A 15711-nucleotide genomic window follows, 5' to 3' on the forward strand; every position below is an offset into this window, starting at 1 on the left:
TCAGTCACCGTCGTTGGCGTTGAAGCCCAGTTGAATGCCCAGCGCCTTGGCCAGTTCACCCTCGTGCAGGCGGTGCACCACGTTCAGGCTGTCGTACAGGGCGTCCAGTTGTTTGCGCCCGGCGTCATCGCTCAACAGGTCGGTGAGGGTGCGCTGGTTGGCGGCGAACAGTTTGAGCGAGGCGGCGTAGGCGGCATCGATCTTGTCGGCCAAGGGCTTCTGACTGCTGGGCAACAGGCCGCGCAGGCCCTTGTTGTCGACGCCATCCCAGACCGCTTCGGCAGCGGTCAGGCTGGCCTCCAGGCTTTTGAGCGAACCTTCGCTGCGCCAGGCTTCGGCCTGCAGCGGCTGGGCGATGCCCTTGCTCTGGCGACCCATGGGCGTGCCGAGCTTTTTCTTCAAGGTGTCCAGGGCGGTGACCTGTGCACGCAGCAGGTCGGCAATGGCCTCGTGGGAATCGGCGTAACGCTGGTTGGGGAACTTGGTCATCTGCGCGAGCATGCCGTCCTGGGTGTTCCAGGCCTTGAGGATCTCCTCGGCCAGGGTTTTTTGCCGTTCGCCAATGGCGGTCAACAGCGGGCAGTAACGGGCTTTCTGGGTGTCGTCGGCCAGGCCCACGCGCTGATCGAACAGGATGTACTCGTAGGCCGACAGGCCTTGCACCACGACGCTGGACTTGGCCAGGGAGGCGGCGTCTACCGGGGTATCGGCACTGATCAGTTGCTCGACCTGGCGGCCGACCAGGTTCTTTTTGTCAGGCCAGAACTGCACCTGCCAGGCACGGTTGCCCTCGGCCAGCGGGCCGATCAGCAGCGGTTGCAGTTCGGCCCAGGCGCGTTGCGCGTGCAGGAAGTCGGCGCGGGCGGTGTCCAGGTCTTCTTTGCCCTGGCAGTAGGCCAGGGCGCTGACCGCCAACTGGCGATCGGCTTCAACCCAGCGGCTGTAGGTCGGCAGGATGACTTGCTTGGCGATGGCCGCGCTGGTCACCGCCTGCGGGTCTTGCGGCGAGCAGGCGCCCAGGGCGAGTGCAGCGAGGCTGGTGAACAGCAACTTGGGACGGAACATGGAGGGCTCCCCGGTCTATAAAGAATTCAAAAAGGCCAGCAACGCATTGCGCTGCTCGGCGTTAAAACTTAGTACCTGTCGTTGTGCCGCCTGGGCTTCGCCGCCGTGCCAGAGCACGGCTTCGAGCAGGTTGCGGGCACGGCCGTCGTGCAGGAACTGGCTGTGGCCGCTGACGGTTTCGGACAGGCCGATCCCCCACAGCGGCGTGGTGCGCCAGTCCTGGCCACCGGCCTTGAATTCGCTGCGATTATCCGCAAGCCCCGGGCCCATGTCATGCAACAACAGGTCGCTGTAGGGGCGAATCAGCTGGTTGGCCAGTTCCGGCTCCGTGCTATTGACGGCGGTGGTGAACTGCGGCGTGTGGCACGCCTGGCAACCGGCCTGGTAGAACAGGTTCTTGCCGGCCAGTACTTGCGCTGCGTTCACGTCACGGCGGGCCGGCACGCCCAGGTTGCGGGTGTAGAAGGTCACCAGGCGCAGGATGTTATCACTGACTTCAGGCTCACCGTTCGGGCCATTGCCGTTGGGGGCCGCCAGGCACGCGGTCTGGGCGGCGGTGCACTCGTCATGGTCAAGCAGGCTTGTGGTCAGGCCCATGTCACCGGAGAAGGCATGCACGTTCTGCTGGTTGAGGTTCGGTTGCCCGGCTTTCCAGCCAAAGCGGCCCAGCACTGTTTTGCCTTGGGCGTCGTCCCATACGTAGTTGGGCCGGCCCTGGATACCTGGGAACTGTTTGGCCTGTTGCGCGGCGTTGGTCAGCAGGTCTGCCTCGGCAATGGCTTCCAGCAGGCCCAGGCCGATCATGGGCGGCGCGACACGGGCGGAAAACCGCGTGTCCGGGTGCATCGGCCCGTAGCCGAGCTGGGTGATCTGCAAGTGCGGTTGGCGCAGTTGCACCACGGTGCCGTCGTCGAACGTTACCGGCACAGGGGTGTAGTCGACGCGCACCTTGCCTTCGGGCGCTACGCCGGGGACGGCCATGTCTTGCAACTGCGTGCCATACACAGGCTCCGGTACCACGCCCAGCCGCTCGATTTCCCGGGCATAGGCCGGCGCATCGGGCAGGGACAGGCGCACCAGCATCGATACCGCATTGTTTGCATCGGCTTCAGGCGGATGACCTCGGCCATCTTTTACGTGGCAGTTCTGGCACGCATTGGTATTGAACAGCGGGCCCAGGCCGTCACGCGCGGTGGTGGTGGACGGTGCAATCACCCAGGGGCTGCGGAAAAAGCTGTTGCCCACGCTGAAGTCCAGCCGGCGCTCGGCCGACAGGTTGGCCGAGGGCAAGGCAAAGGCGTTCTGGTCACTGCGCTTGACCGTCGCGCTGCCGGCACTTTGCGCTTCGCCGGGTTCGGCCTTGGTAAAGCGCGGAGCCTCGTCGCAGCCTGCCAGGCACGCGGCCAGCAACAGGGCTGTGTAACGGACAGGCGACAAGAGCATCGAAGTTCCCGACAGGCAAGTGAAAACGGGCGTGCAAGCTTATCAGGGGGAGGGGGGTTTGAATAAGAGGAATTATCGTTTGTCACATTTGGTTGCAGTTGGGTGGGGCGCGGTGTGTTTGTGGAGGGGCAAACGCCTTGGCAAAAAAAACGGCCCGAAGGCCGTTTTTTAGTACCGATCAATCAGAACTCGTGGTCTGCATTGTCCGGGTTCAGGTCGGTAATGCCCAGCTTGCCTGCCGCCTGCTCGATCGCACCGGTCTGCTTGACCAGGGAGGCGATGGCGTCACGCACGATCTGGTTGCCTGCGGTGTTGCCGGCAGCGATCAGTTGGTCGTAGTGCTCGCCTTTGGCGGCATGGTCGACCATGACCTGGATCTTGGCTTCGGTGGCGGCCAGATCAGCCTTCAGGGTTTCGTCGGTGGCCGGGTCGGCTTTTGCTACCAGCGAGGACAGGCTCGGGCCGGTCATCTTGGTGCCGTCGACGCGGGTGTACTCGCCCAGGTAAACGTTGCGGATGCCCTTGGCGTCATAGAAGTGCGAGTTGTGGGTGTTGTCGCTGAAGCAGTCCTGCTCGTCTTCCGGCGAGTTGGCCTCCAACGATACCTTCATGCGCTCGCCCGCCAGTTCGCCCAGCGACAGGCTGCCCATGCCGAACAGCATCTTGCGCAGGCCGCTGTCCACGGGCTCCGCTTCCAGGGTGGCGCGGTAGTTGTCGGCCACGTTGGGCTTCCAGTTGCCGACCATCTCTTCCAGGTCGCTGACCAGCAGGTCGGTGACGGCCTTGAGGTAGGCCCGGCGGCGGTCGTTGTGGCCACCGGTGGCACCGGCGCCTTCGACGTAATCGGATGCTGGGCGGTTGCCGGCGCCTGGGCCGGTACCGTTGAGGTCCTGGCCCCACAGCAGGAATTCGATGGCATGGTAACCGGTGGCGACGTTGGCCTCCGAGCCACCCAGTTCATTGAGGCTGGCGAGCTTCTCGGGGGTGATGTCTTTTACGTCGACCTTGTCTTCGCCGATCTGGATCTGGGTGTTGGCGATGATGTTGGCGCTGGCGCCCGGGTTACCCAGGGCCGGCTCGTAGCTCTTGTCGACGTAGTCGATCAGGCCTTCGTCCAGAGGCCAGGCGTTCACTTGGCCTTCCCAGTCGTCGATGATGGTGTTGCCGAAGCGGAACACTTCGCTCTGCAGGTACGGCACGCGCGCGGCAACCCAGGCCTGGCGGGCGGCTTTCAGGGTTTGGTCGTTCGGGTTGGCCAGGAACGTATCGATCGCAGTACGCAGGGTTTTGGCAGTGGATTCGGCATCGCTGTACACCGCGAATACCATCTCGGCGTAATGCCCGACCACGGCCTTGGCAGCGGTCTGGTCAAGCACGCCGGTGCTCGGGTTGGCGGGGGTTGCAGCGGCCGCGGCCGCGGGTGCCGGGGTCGGCGCCTGGGCACTGGCCGCCTTGTCCTTGTCATCGCCGCAACCAGCGAGAGAGATGGCAATGGCCAGCAGACTGGCGGTGGCCAGAGGCATACGAATCATGGCGAAATCCTGCGTCGAGAGGTTGATCAGGCGTGCGTCGTGCACGCAAAGCAGCGACATAATGCGAAAGATTTGCATTTTCTGTAAAGGGAATAGATGAAAAACCTTTCATCTGGGGTTACAAGATGTTTCACGGGGCAAGGCGCGATGGCTCAGCCCTGCAGGGTGGCGGCACGGTTGCGTTGCGCCTGCTTCAGGAAAGCCGTCAACTCTCGCGCTGGCAGCGGTTTGCTGTAGTGGTAACCCTGGCCCTCGTGGCAGCCTTCGGAAATCACGTACGCCTCTTGCTCGGCGGTTTCCACGCCTTCGGCAATCACCTGCATCCCCAGGCTTTTGCCCAGCTGAATGATCGCCCGCACGATGGTGGCGTCGTCATCGTCATCGATCAGGTCCTGCACGAAGCTCTTGTCGATCTTGATCTTGTCCAGGGGCAGGGACTTGAGGTAGCTGAGCGACGAATAACCGGTGCCGAAGTCGTCGATGGCGATCAGCGCGCCGGAGCGGCGCAGGCTCAGCAGGTGCTGGGCGGCGGTGCTGATGTCTTCCATCAGGCCGGTCTCGGTAACTTCCAGCTCCAGGCTGCGCGGCGGCAGGCGGTAGATTTGCAGCAGGTTGTTGACCACCCGTGGCAGCTCCGCGTGGTGCAGTTGCACGGTGGACAGGTTGGCCGCCATGCGCAGGTCGAAGCCTTGGTCGAGCCATTCGCGCAGTTGCTTGCAGGCCTGGTCGAGCACCCATTCGCCAATGGCGATGATGCTGCCATTCTGCTCGGCCAGGGGGATGAACTGGTCGGGCGGGATCAAGCCGAGTTCCGGGTGCTGCCAGCGGATCAACGCTTCGACGCCGACGATGCGGTGGTCGCGGTAGCTGATCTGCGGCTGGTACACCAGGAACAGTTGGTCGCGGGCCAAGGCTTCGCGCAGGTCTTTTTCCATCTCGCGGCGCTTGCGCATCTCGCTGTCGACGCTGGCGATGTAGAACTGGTAGCGATTGCGCGAGCGCGACTTGGCAAGGGTCATGGTCTGTTCGGCTTTTTGCAGCAGCTTCTCGGTGCTGTCGCCGTCTTCGGGGAACAGGGTGATGCCGATGGTGGCGCGCAGGCGAATCTCGTGGGGGTTCAGATCGAAGGCCGCTTCCAGGTCATCGAGGATGTTTTGCGCCAGTTCCGCCGCCTGGTAGGGCTGGTCGATGTCGGCCTGCACCAGCGCGAACTGGTCGCCGCCCAGGCGGGCCAGTGCGCCGAGCCGGCCGCTGTGGGCGCGCAGACGGTCGGCCAGGGCCAGCAGCAACTGGTCGCCGATCTGGTAGCTGAACTGTTCGTTGATGCCTTTGAAGTCGTCCAGCCCCACGCACAACACGGCCACGCGGCGCTGCAGGCGGCCAGCGTCCACCAGGATCTTGTCCAGTTGCTGCTGCAGTTGCTGACGGTTGGGCAGGCCGGTGAGAAAGTCGTACTGGGCCATGCGCAGCAAGCTGTTTTCGGCTTCATGACGCAAGTGGGTGTTGCGTTCGATGGATTCGAGCAGTTGGTTGGCGGTGTTGATCCACTGGCCCAGCTCGTTGGTTTCATGGCCCTTGAGCAGCGGCAGCTTGTGCTGGCTGGGGCGGTCTGGGTTGATCTGAGCCAAATGCTTGATGATCTGCGACAGTGGCTTGGTCAGCAGCCAGTGATAGACCAGGTACAACACCAGGCCCATGGCCAAGGCGCGTAGCACCCCGGAGACGAAAATGATCACCGAACTGGTAATGAACGCCTGCCCATAGGTGGCCGTGTCCAGGGTAATGCTCAGGTCGCCGTAGTATTCGCTGTAGGGGCCGCGGCCCACCAGTTGCGTGGTGAAGCTGCGCTCCTCGCCCAGGATCGGGTCGGTCAGCCAGCGGGTGGCCAGTTGCAGTGGCTCGCGGGACTTTTCCGCCAGCATGGTTTCGTTGGGGTGGCCGATGGAGGCCATGCGCACGGCGTCGTCCTGAAACAGGCCTTCGATCACCTGCATGCCCATTTCCCGGTCGAGGCTGTACACCGCCTGTGTAGATGGGTCGCGGAACATGCCAAGGATACGCTCGGCGTCGCTGGAGATGGCCTGGCGGGTTTTGTGCACGTCGAAGACGATTTGCGCGCAACTGAGCACGACACCCACAATCAGCGCCGACAACAACACGACCCGCAGCAACTTGACCGACAAGCTGTTTTTGAGTTCCAGCTTCAAAGGGCTATTCCTTGTTCCACAGCGAGCAGTGTCAGTGTGCCACCATTGTTGGCAATCCCGTAACGGCAGTCAAAGGAAGAATCGAGCTTATCCAGTATGGGTGGTGTAGATGAATACGGTGAAGGTTTTCGCCCATTTACTGTGTCGGTCGTTGACCGCTGAAACTTGAGCGCAGTGGCGCACTTTTCCCAATCCTTGATCTTAGCGTGCTCTGCGCCGGGGGCAAGAGGGCAAATGCCATCGGGCAGGCGAAAAAAAACCCGGCCAGGCCGGGTTTCTTCAGAAACGCTGCAGCTTAGGCAGTGAAGGATTTGCCTTCGAATTGCTCAGCCACGAATTTCCAGTTCACCAGGTTCCAGAACGCTTCTACATACTTCGGACGCACGTTGCGGTAGTCGATGTAGTAGGCGTGTTCCCAGACGTCGCAGGTCAGCAGCGGGGTGTCGCCGCTGGTCAGCGGGTTGCCGGCGCCGATGGTGCTGGCCAGGGCCAGGGAGCCGTCGGCCTTTTTCACCAGCCAGCCCCAGCCGGAGCCGAAGGTGCCGATGGAGGTCTTGCTGAACTCTTCCTTGAACTTGTCGAACGAACCGAACGAGGCGTTGATGGCTTCAGCCAGTGCGCCGGTCGGTTGGCCGCCGGCGTTTGGCGCCAGGCAGTTCCAGTAGAAGGTGTGGTTCCAGACCTGAGCGGCGTTGTTGAAGATGCCACCCGAGGAAGTCTTGACGATTTCTTCCAGGGTCTTGCCTTCGAACTCGGTGCCTGGCACCAGGTTGTTCAGGTTCACGACATAGGTGTTGTGGTGCTTGTCGTGGTGAAATTCCAGTGTTTCCTTGGAGATGTGCGGCTGCAGGGCATCGTGTGCGTAGGGCAGCGGCGGCAATTCGAAAGCCATGGTAATTCTCCTAATCAGGTCTGTTGCGGTTTGCGCAAGGCCGATCACGGGCGGCCAGATATACGCCGGGGAGTTTGTACTCTTTGCGGCGCAGGGTTTGGATCATAGCACCGGGGCAGGGCCATAACCACGCAACAACTGTGTGGGAAAGAGGTTCCAGAGCCTTTGCGCTACCCGGATGAGCGGGCCGTCAGCCGCGAATCAGCTGTGCGGCCACGGCAAACATCATCACTGCCACCAGCAGGTCCAACAGCCGCCAGGTGGCCGGCCGCGCCAGCCAAGGGGCCAGCCAGGCGGCGCCCAGGGCCAGGGTGAAGAACCACAGCAGCGAGGCGCTGGCGGCGCCGGCCACGTAGGCACCGGGCTCGGTTTGCTGGGCGCCGAGGGAACCGATCAGCAACACCGTGTCCAGGTACACGTGGGGGTTGAGCAAGGTGACCGCCAGTGCGCTCAGCAGCACTGCGCGGCGCGAGCGTTGGCCGCTGCCATCGCCCTGTTGCAGGCTTTGTTTCGAGCAGGCGCGGCGCAGTGCCTTGCTGCCGTACCACAGCAGGAATATAACGCCACCCCAACGCGCCACCGCCAGCAAGGTCGGGTTCTGCGCCAGCACGGTGGCCAGGCCGAACACGCCTGCGGCGACCAACAGCGCATCACACAGCACGCATAACAGGGCCACCGGCAGGTGATGTTCGCGGCGCAGGCTTTGCGCAAGTACGAAGGCGTTCTGGGTGCCGATCGCCATGATCAGCCCGGCGGCCACCAGCAGGCCGTTGAGATAGCTTTGCCACATAGTCAGGTTTCTCCCTTGCAATGCTGGGATTGTCAGGCGTGGCGGTGTATAAGAAAAACCAATATTGCTGATCGCTCATTAGGAAAATCGATGTTCGATTACAAACTGCTCTCGGCCCTGGCGGCCGTGGTCGAGCAGGCCGGTTTCGAACGGGCTGCCCAGGTGCTTGGGCTGTCGCAGTCGGCGGTGTCGCAGCGCATCAAGTTGCTGGAGGCGCGGGTCGGCCAACCGGTGCTGGTGCGCGCCACGCCGCCAGAGCCCACCGAGATTGGCCGCCGCCTGCTCAACCATGTGCAGCAAGTGCGCCTGTTGGAGGGCGACCTGCAAAGCCAGGTGCCGGCGCTGGACGAGGAGGGCGTACCGCAACGCCTGCGCATTGCCTTGAATGCCGATAGCCTGGCCACTTGGTGGGCGTCGTCGGTGGGCCAGTTTTGCGCGCAACGCCAGTTGCTGCTCGATTTGGTGGTAGAGGATCAGGACGTCGGCCTCAAACGCATGCGCGCCGGTGACGTGGCGGCCTGCCTATGCGCCGCCGAACGGCCGGTGGCCGGTGCGCGCAGCGAGTTGCTGGGGGCTATGCGCTACCGGGCGCTGGCAAGCCCGGCATTCATGCAGCGCCACTTTGCCGACGGCCAGGTGATCGAACGGCTGGCTCGCACGCCGGCCATCGTCTTTGGCCCGGACGACCTGTTGCAGCATCGCTACATGTCGTCGTTGGGCCTGGATGGCGCTTTCCAGCATCATTTATGTCCCTCCTCGGAGGGTTTCATACGTCTCACCGAGGCGGGTTTGGGCTGGGGCCTGGTGCCGGAGTTGCAGGTGCGCGAGCAACTGGCCCAAGGGCGCCTGGTAGAGCTGTTGCCGGAAAATCCGATTGATGTGCCTTTGTATTGGCATCATTGGCGCAATGGCGGGCAATTGCTGGGACAATTGACCGAACACCTGGCGGGGCAAGCCCGGCAGTGGCTGGTGCAAGAGCAACTTTTGGAAACAAGGCGGAGCGGTCAATGAAAATTCTGGTCACCGGCGCGAGCGGCTTCATCGGCGGGCGCTTTGCGCGCCATGCCCTGGAGCAAGGGCTTGAGGTTCGCGTCAACGGGCGCCGCGCCGAAGGTGTCGAACACCTGGTCAAGCGCGGCGCGCAGTTCGTCCAGGGCGACCTGACCGACCCGGACCTGGCGCGCCGCCTATGCATCGGCGTCGAGGCGGTGGTGCATTGCGCCGGGGCCGTGGGCCAATGGGGGCGTTACCAGGACTTTTATCGGGGTAACGTCGAGGTCACCGAAAACGTGGTCGAGGCGTGCCTCAAGGAGCATGTGCGACGCCTGGTGCACCTGTCCTCGCCGTCGATTTATTTCGATGGCCGGTCGCACCTGGGGATTCGTGAGGAACAAGTGCCCAAGCGCTTTTTCGATCACTACAGCAAGACCAAATTCATGGCCGAGCAAAAAGTGTTCGGCGCCGCCGAATTCGGCCTGCAAGTGCTGGCGCTGCGCCCGCGCATGGTCACCGGTGCCGGTGACATGAGCATTTTCCCGAGGCTGTTGAAAATGCAGCACAAAAATCGCCTGGCCATCATCGGCAACGGTTTGAACAAGGTCGACTTCACCAGCATCCAGAACCTCAACGATGCCCTGGTCAGCGCCCTGCACGTGGGCGAGGCCGCCTTGGGCAAAGCCTACAACATCAGCAACGGTGCACCGGTGCCGGTGTGGGACGTGGTCAACTACGTGATGCGCCAGGTGCACCTGCCCCAGGTCACGCGTTATCGTTCCTTTGGCCTGGGCTACAGCGCCGCCGCGTTGAACGAGTTCGCCTGCTTGCTGTGGCCCGGCCGGCCGCAACCGACCCTGTCGCGCCTGGGGATGCATATCATGAACAAGGATTTCACGTTGGACATCGCCCGCGCCAGGCATCATTTGGATTACGCTCCCACGGTCAGCCTGTGGGCGGCATTGGATGAGTTCTGCGGCTGGTGGAAGGCGCAAGAGCACCGCGGCCGCCAATGAGTGAACCGAGGCGCGATTGGGCACTCTATTTGGCCATTATTTCTGATTCATAAGGGTTCAGTTCATGCGTAACGATGCTCGTGACGATGATTTCGAGAATGTCCCCAGCCTGACCGCCAACGCGCGTGATGACGACGATTTCGAGCCCGCCCCGGCTGCTCGCGAGCGCACCACGGTGTACTCGCGCACAACCCCTGTGATCAAGGTCAAGGGCCCCAGCACGGGCGGCCTTTGGGCCTTGGTAGGGGCGTTGTTCATCGCATTGGCGGGGTTGGGTTGGTGGAGCTTCCAGCAGATCTCGCTGATGGAGCAGCAATTGGTCGCCACCCAGGAGAGCTTTGCGCGCATCAGCGAAGAAGCGGCGGGGCGCCTGCAAGCGATCACTGGCAAGGTCACGGCCACCGAGTCCAGCGCCACCAGTGGCAGCGAAGAGCTCAAGCAGCAGATCAAACAATTGCAGGGGCAATTGCTGGATCAGACCAAGCAACAGGAGCAAGGCGTGGCCGGCATTCAAAGCGGCCTGGAAAAACGCATCGAGCAAGCACTGGCGCAATCGGCCGCCCAGCAGGCCACCAATGAACAGCTGCAAGCTCAGGTCAAAAGCCTGACGGCCGACCTCGCTGCCTTGAAAGGTGACCAGGCGGACAAGGGCAAGCTGGATGCCCAGCTCAAGGCCATGGACGCCGATATCGCGGCGCTGAAGAAACAGGGGAACCCGGGGGTGCGCCTGGAAAGCATCGAACAGGATTTGGTGGTGCTCAAAAGCGAAGTGGAAAACCGCCCGGCAACGCCCAATGGCACCAATACAGCCGAGTTCGATTCGTTTCGCGGGCAGACCACGCGCAACTTGAACACCCTGCAGAGCCAGATTCAGAATTTGCAGCAGCAGATCAATACGCGTCGCTAGCCGATGGCCCCAACGCAAAAGCCCCGGCTGTCAGGCCGGGGCTTTTCATTTACAGCGTCGGGTAATCCAGGTAACCCACTGGCCCCGAACCGTAGAACGTTTCTGGGTGCGGTTCATTGAGCGGTGCATCGGCTGCCAAACGTGCTGGCAAATCAGGGTTGGCGATAAACGGAATACCAAACGCCACCGCGTCGGCGTTGCCGCTGGCCAGCAGTGCGTTGGCGCTTTGCTTGGTGAAGCGTTCGTTAGCGATATAGACGCCGCCGAAAGCTGCCTTGAGCGCCGCGCCGATGCTGTCGTCGGCCTGTTTTTCACGGGCGCAGATATACGCCACGCCACGCTTGCCCAATTCGCTGGCCACGTAGCTGAAAGTTTCCAGGCGGTTGGCGTCGCCCATGTCGTGGGAGTCGGCGCGCGGTGCCAGGTGCATGCCCACGCGGTCGGCGCCCCACACCTGGATCACGGCATCGGTCACTTCCAGCATCAACCGCGCACGGTTTTCCAGTGAACCACCGTATTGGTCGGTGCGCTGGTTGGTGCTGCTCTGCAGGAACTGGTCGAGCAGGTAGCCGTTGGCGCCGTGCACTTCAACGCCATCGAAGCCTGCGACCTTGGCGTTCTCGGCGCCCTGGCGATAGGCCTCAACGATGTCGGCGATTTCAGCGGTTTCCAGGGCGCGTGGCGTCGGGAACTCGGTGATCGGGCGCACCAGGCTGACGTGGCCGGCCGGCTTGATGGCGCTTGGCGCGACCGGGGTTTCGCCGTTCAGGTAGCTTTCATGGGAGATGCGCCCCACGTGCCACAGTTGCAAGGCGATGCGGCCCCCTGCGGCGTGCACGGCCTTGGTGATGTTGGTCCAGCCACGCACCTGGTCGTTGGACCAGATGCCCGGGGTGTCGGGGTAGCCCACGCCCATCGGGGTGACCGAGGTGGCTTCGGTAAGGATCAGGCCGGCACTGGCGCGTTGCACGTAGTACTCGGCCATCAGTGCGTTGGGCACGCGGCCTTCGTCGGCGCGGCAGCGGGTCAGCGGGGCCATGATGATGCGGTTGGGCAGTTGCAGCGCGCCAAGCTTGATCGGGTCGAAAATCGTGGTCATCACGTAAATCCTCGTCAGTTCAGTAAGCAGGGGGGGCCAGGGCGAGGCTATTGCCGCCCTGGTTGAACATGTTCAGAGCTCATGGCTCATGTGCTTGAGAAAGGCTTGGATGGCCTCTTCGTTGCGTTTGAAAAAGTGCCATTGGCCCACCTTGCGGCTGCTGATCAGCCCGGCCCGTTGCAGGGTGGCCAGGTGTGCCGATACGGTGGACTGCGACAGGCCGCAGCGTTGGTCGATCTGCCCGGCACACACGCCGTGCTCGCTGCTGTGCAACTGGTCGGGGAATTCAACCGCGGGGTTTTTCAACCAGTTGAGGATTTCTCGCCGTACTGGGTGGGCCAGGGCTTTTATTATTTCGTCGAGATCAGGGGGCATGGGGCAATGCTCGGTCAGGTATAACGCTATATCGCGATGGAGCGAAATATATATCTGAAAATCGCGATATACAAATATGATTGCGTGCTAAGTAAATTAAAAATCGATATATCGAGTTATAACGATATTGTTGCCAAGTGTTAAGCTGCGCTCATGAACTATCTCGCGCACCTCCACCTGGGTGGTCAACAACCCGAGCAATTGCTGGGCAGCCTGTACGGCGATTTCGTCAAAGGGCGCCTGGAAGGGCGTTACGCGCCTGCTTTGCAGGCGGCCATCCAACTGCATCGGCGCATCGACGTTTACACCGACAGCCACCCGCTGGTGCTGGGCGCGCTGGCGCGCTTCCCGGCTGAACGCAGACGCTACGCGGGGATTATCGTCGATGTGTTTTTCGACCATTGCCTGGCGCGGCATTGGCAGGACTACTGCGACCAGCCCCTGGGGCATTTCACCGGGCGGGTCTACCAGGCGCTGCGCGAGGAGCCCGAGTTGCCAGGGCGCCTGGCGCGGATAGCGCCGTACATGATTGCCGATGACTGGCTGGGCTCTTATCAGGATTTCGAGATTCTGGAGCAGGTGTTCAACGGCATCGCCCGGCGCTTGTCCAAACCCGAAGGCATGGCCGGGGCGATGGATGAGGTACGGGCGCTGTATCAGCCGTTGACCGAAGACTTTCGCGCGTTTTACCCCATCCTCCAAACCTTCGCCCACTCCCAACTGCGTCTGTAGTCGCGGATTTATCCGCGAAAAAGCCGCCGCGGTTTATCTGCAAGCTCAGCGGTATATGCTTCGCGGATAAATTCGCGCCTACGCGGCGGCTCTGTGTGCCGGCTCGGCGCCGAACAAGGTTTCCTGAATCGCTTGCTGGGCCTGATACGCCAGCGCCGCGCGCTCTTGCCCGGCCGTGGCGATGGGCGCGAGCAGGTGGATTTCCACCTCACCCACGTTATTGGCAAACAAGCGCAGCAAATGCGACAACAGGTCGTCGTCGCCAATAAAAGGCGCCAACGGGTCGGGTTTGCCATCGCGCAGGTAGCGAATCGCCACCGGCTGCAAAGGGACCTGTGCCTCGACCGCACTGGCCAGCAGGCGGCCGTGAAAGGTGCGCAGGGCGCGGCCATCGGTGGTGGTGCCTTCGGGAAAGATCAGCAGCGAGCAGTCATGGCTAAGGTGCTGGGTCATTTGCTTGCGGATCAACTGGCTGTCGCCCGAGCCCCGACGGATGAACAGGGTGCCGGCCTTCAGCGCCAGCCAGCCGGCGACCGGCCAGGTGCGTACCTCGGCCTTGGACAAAAACGACAGCGGGCTGAGCATGCCCAGCAGCGGGATGTCGGTCCAGGACACGTGGTTGCTCACCCACAGTGTCGGTTGCGTCGGTAGCGCGCCATGCACGCTGACCTTGAACGGCAGGGCCGCGCTCAACTGGGCCATGAAAAACCGTGACCAACGCTGCCGGCGAGCCATGCTGTGGCGAACGCGCAGGCGCTCGTACAGGGTAAACAGCGCTGCCATGCCCAAGCCCAGGCCGACCACCAGCAGCACCCGGGCGATGCGTGCGTACACGCGCCCGCGCCTCATCACACGGCCGCCTTGAAGTGGCGGGCGTAGCGCGGGCACAGGTCGTCGCGCTTGAGCAGGATGAACACGTCGGCCACCTGGAAGTCTTCGTCCCAGCAGGGTTCGCCGCAGATCTTCGCGCCCAGGCGCATGTAGGCCTTGAGCAACGGCGGCATTTCGGCGATCACATTGCCGGGCAGGTCCAGCACCGGCAGCGGGTTTTTCGGTTCGGCGCGCAGGTGCTGGTTGCACAGGTAGCGCTCGCGCAGGCGCTGCATGATCGCGTGGGCCTGGATGCCACCGTCCTGCATGGGGATGCTGGCGCAGCCCATCAGGTAGCTGTAGCCGCCTTCGTTGAGCACTTCGGCCAATTCCCCCCACAGCACGGCGATGGTGCCGCCGTTGCGGTAGGCAGGGGCGACGCAAGTGCGACCGATTTCCAGGATTGGGCCCTGCAAGTGGCCCAGGCCATGCAGGCTGAATTCTTCTTCACTGTAGAAGCGCCCAAGGCCACGGGCGGCCTGGTGGTCGAGCAGGCGGGTGGTGGCGACCAATTCGCCGCTGGCCAGGTCGCGTACGCCGATGTGGCGGCAGTGTGAGTCGTAGTCGTCCATGTCCAGGCCGAACTCGGCGCCTTTGAGCTTGGCGTTGAATTCACCGCTGAACACACTGAAGCGCAGCATCTGGGCTTCGCGCAGGGCCTGTGGCCCCATCAGGCGTTCGGCTTGCAGGCGACGATCGGTGCGTGTGTCGCAAGTTACGGCGATCTGAGTCATTGCGAGTCTCCAAAAGCCAGCCATGGGGTTGCGGCCGGTCGACTTTGTTGTGCAATCTCAGCCTAGGTAGCCCCAGTGTCATCACCGTTACGCTTCGGTGATGCTTGTATGACAGCCCTGAAGGAGTGCCCCATGTCTTGGCTCAAGATGCTGAATGCGCATGATCGACTGCCGGTGGCGCCGTCCCTGGCGGACAGTTACACGGCCTTGCTGGAGCAATTGGGCACGGTCAGCCCGTTCGAATTGGCGGTGCTGGGCGGGCGCCAGGTGGCCACCCCGGGGCTGGCCTTTTTGGTCGGTTACCAGGCGGCGTTGCGGGTGTTGTGGCCCAGCGCACCCGCAAGCCTGGGGGCGATTTGTGCCACCGAGCAGCGCAGCCTGCGCCCGGCGGACCTGCAGACGCGCCTGCACGACTTGCGCCTGACCGGGCGCAAGGATTTCGTCACGGCGGGGGATGCCGCCGATTGGCTGCTGGTGGCGGCACGCAGCGAAACCCCGGGCGAGCCTGCGCGGTTGAGCCTGGTGGTGGTCTACCCCGGTGAGCCAGGGGTCAGCCTGGAACCGCTGCCGGCCATCGGCTTGATGCCGGAAATCAGCCATGCCCGGCTGCACTTGGACAATGCCCTGTGCGAGCGCCTGGCCGGCGACGGCTGGGACGCCTACGTCAAACCTTTCCGCAGCCTGGAAGACCTGTATGTGCTCAGTGCGCTGGGTGCCTGGCTGTACGGCGTTGGCCAGGACCATGGCTGGCCGCAAGGCCTGCAGTTGCGCTTGGTCAGCATGCTCGCGGCCTGTGCCGAAGCCACCCGCCAATGCCCCGATGCTGCCCCCAGCCATGTGCTGCTGGGCGGGTTGTTCGAGCAGTTCAAGGCGCTGGGCAACGACCTGGACAATGCCTTTGCGAGCACGCCCTCGGACTTGATGCAACTGTGGCAGCGCGACCGTGGGTTGCTGGCGATGGCCGGTGGTGCCCGCGACAAGCGGTTGGAAAAGGCCTGGGCGACGCTGGCCAGGACCTCGTAGCCGGGCACTCACGGAAACTTCATATTGTTGCGT

Annotated in this window: 15 protein-coding genes; 5 read left to right on the top strand and 10 right to left on the bottom strand. The window is 62.9% G+C overall.

What is annotated here, in order from left to right:
• The 6 genes from L9B60_RS16855 to L9B60_RS16880 all read right to left on the bottom strand — a co-directional run bounded on the left by L9B60_RS16855 (window position 1) and on the right by L9B60_RS16880 (window position 7929).
• A complete protein-coding gene (locus L9B60_RS16855) occupies window positions 1-1065 on the bottom strand; it encodes an imelysin family protein (RefSeq protein WP_249671894.1) in 1065 nt (354 codons plus the stop codon).
• Between the two features lie 15 nt (window positions 1066-1080).
• On the bottom strand, window positions 1081-2508 hold the full coding sequence (locus tag L9B60_RS16860) for a di-heme oxidoreductase family protein (RefSeq protein ID WP_249671895.1): 1428 nt from the start codon (window positions 2506-2508) through the stop codon (window positions 1081-1083).
• 182 nt (window positions 2509-2690) lie between these two features.
• A complete protein-coding gene (locus L9B60_RS16865) occupies window positions 2691-4040 on the bottom strand; it encodes an imelysin family protein (protein WP_249671896.1) in 1350 nt (449 codons plus the stop codon).
• 152 nt (window positions 4041-4192) lie between these two features.
• The gene (locus L9B60_RS16870; RefSeq protein ID WP_249671897.1) at window positions 4193-6247 is read right to left on the bottom strand and encodes a putative bifunctional diguanylate cyclase/phosphodiesterase; all 2055 of its coding nucleotides are present in this window, start codon (window positions 6245-6247) and stop codon (window positions 4193-4195) included.
• A 295-nt stretch (window positions 6248-6542) separates the two neighbouring features.
• Window positions 6543-7139, bottom strand: a complete 597-nt coding sequence (locus L9B60_RS16875; protein WP_249671898.1) for a superoxide dismutase — start codon at window positions 7137-7139, stop codon at window positions 6543-6545.
• Between the two features lie 190 nt (window positions 7140-7329).
• Window positions 7330-7929: a LysE/ArgO family amino acid transporter gene (locus L9B60_RS16880; RefSeq protein ID WP_249671899.1), complete on the bottom strand. Its 600-nt coding sequence runs from the start codon at window positions 7927-7929 to the stop codon at window positions 7330-7332.
• A gap of 90 nt (window positions 7930-8019) precedes the next feature.
• Here L9B60_RS16880 and L9B60_RS16885 point away from each other — a divergent pair, with 90 nt between their 5' ends.
• From L9B60_RS16885 to L9B60_RS16895, 3 genes are all read left to right on the top strand, one after another.
• Window positions 8020-8940: a LysR family transcriptional regulator ArgP gene (locus L9B60_RS16885; protein ID WP_249671900.1), complete on the top strand. Its 921-nt coding sequence runs from the start codon at window positions 8020-8022 to the stop codon at window positions 8938-8940.
• Window positions 8937-9938, top strand: a complete 1002-nt coding sequence (locus L9B60_RS16890; RefSeq protein WP_249671901.1) for an NAD-dependent epimerase/dehydratase family protein — start codon at window positions 8937-8939, stop codon at window positions 9936-9938. Before L9B60_RS16885 ends, L9B60_RS16890 begins: the two co-directional genes overlap by 4 nt.
• A gap of 64 nt (window positions 9939-10002) precedes the next feature.
• A complete protein-coding gene (locus L9B60_RS16895) occupies window positions 10003-10845 on the top strand; it encodes an ATPase (protein ID WP_249671902.1) in 843 nt (280 codons plus the stop codon).
• Between the two features lie 49 nt (window positions 10846-10894).
• Here the strand turns inward: L9B60_RS16895 and L9B60_RS16900 are convergent, their stop codons facing one another.
• Both L9B60_RS16900 and L9B60_RS16905 read right to left on the bottom strand, forming a co-directional pair.
• Complete coding sequence (locus L9B60_RS16900) at window positions 10895-11944, bottom strand: alkene reductase (RefSeq protein WP_249671903.1); 1050 nt, start codon at window positions 11942-11944, stop codon at window positions 10895-10897.
• Window positions 11945-12016: 72 nt separating this feature from the next.
• On the bottom strand, window positions 12017-12319 hold the full coding sequence (locus L9B60_RS16905) for an ArsR/SmtB family transcription factor (RefSeq protein ID WP_249671904.1): 303 nt from the start codon (window positions 12317-12319) through the stop codon (window positions 12017-12019).
• Between the two features lie 153 nt (window positions 12320-12472).
• Between L9B60_RS16905 and L9B60_RS16910 the strand changes: the two genes are divergently transcribed.
• Window positions 12473-13051, top strand: coding sequence for an acyl carrier protein phosphodiesterase (locus tag L9B60_RS16910; protein WP_249671905.1), 579 nt, complete (start codon window positions 12473-12475; stop codon window positions 13049-13051).
• A gap of 78 nt (window positions 13052-13129) precedes the next feature.
• Here L9B60_RS16910 and L9B60_RS16915 read toward each other — a convergent pair whose 3' ends face one another.
• Complete coding sequence (locus tag L9B60_RS16915; protein WP_249671906.1) at window positions 13130-13900, bottom strand: lysophospholipid acyltransferase family protein; 771 nt, start codon at window positions 13898-13900, stop codon at window positions 13130-13132.
• Window positions 13900-14655 (bottom strand): L-ornithine N(alpha)-acyltransferase, encoded by a 756-nt coding sequence (gene olsB, locus L9B60_RS16920; RefSeq protein ID WP_249671907.1) that lies wholly within the window; start codon window positions 14653-14655, stop codon window positions 13900-13902. Before olsB ends, L9B60_RS16915 begins: the two co-directional genes overlap by 1 nt.
• 132 nt (window positions 14656-14787) lie before the next feature.
• On the opposite strand from olsB, the gene L9B60_RS16925 reads away from it, so the two are divergent.
• Entirely contained in the window at window positions 14788-15678 is an 891-nt protein-coding gene (locus L9B60_RS16925; RefSeq protein WP_249671908.1) for an acyl-CoA dehydrogenase middle domain-containing protein, read from the top strand.
• Window positions 15679-15711 lie beyond the last annotated feature (33 nt).

This window comes from Pseudomonas abieticivorans (assembly GCF_023509015.1).
Classification (GTDB): Bacteria; Pseudomonadota; Gammaproteobacteria; order Pseudomonadales; family Pseudomonadaceae; genus Aquipseudomonas; species Aquipseudomonas abieticivorans.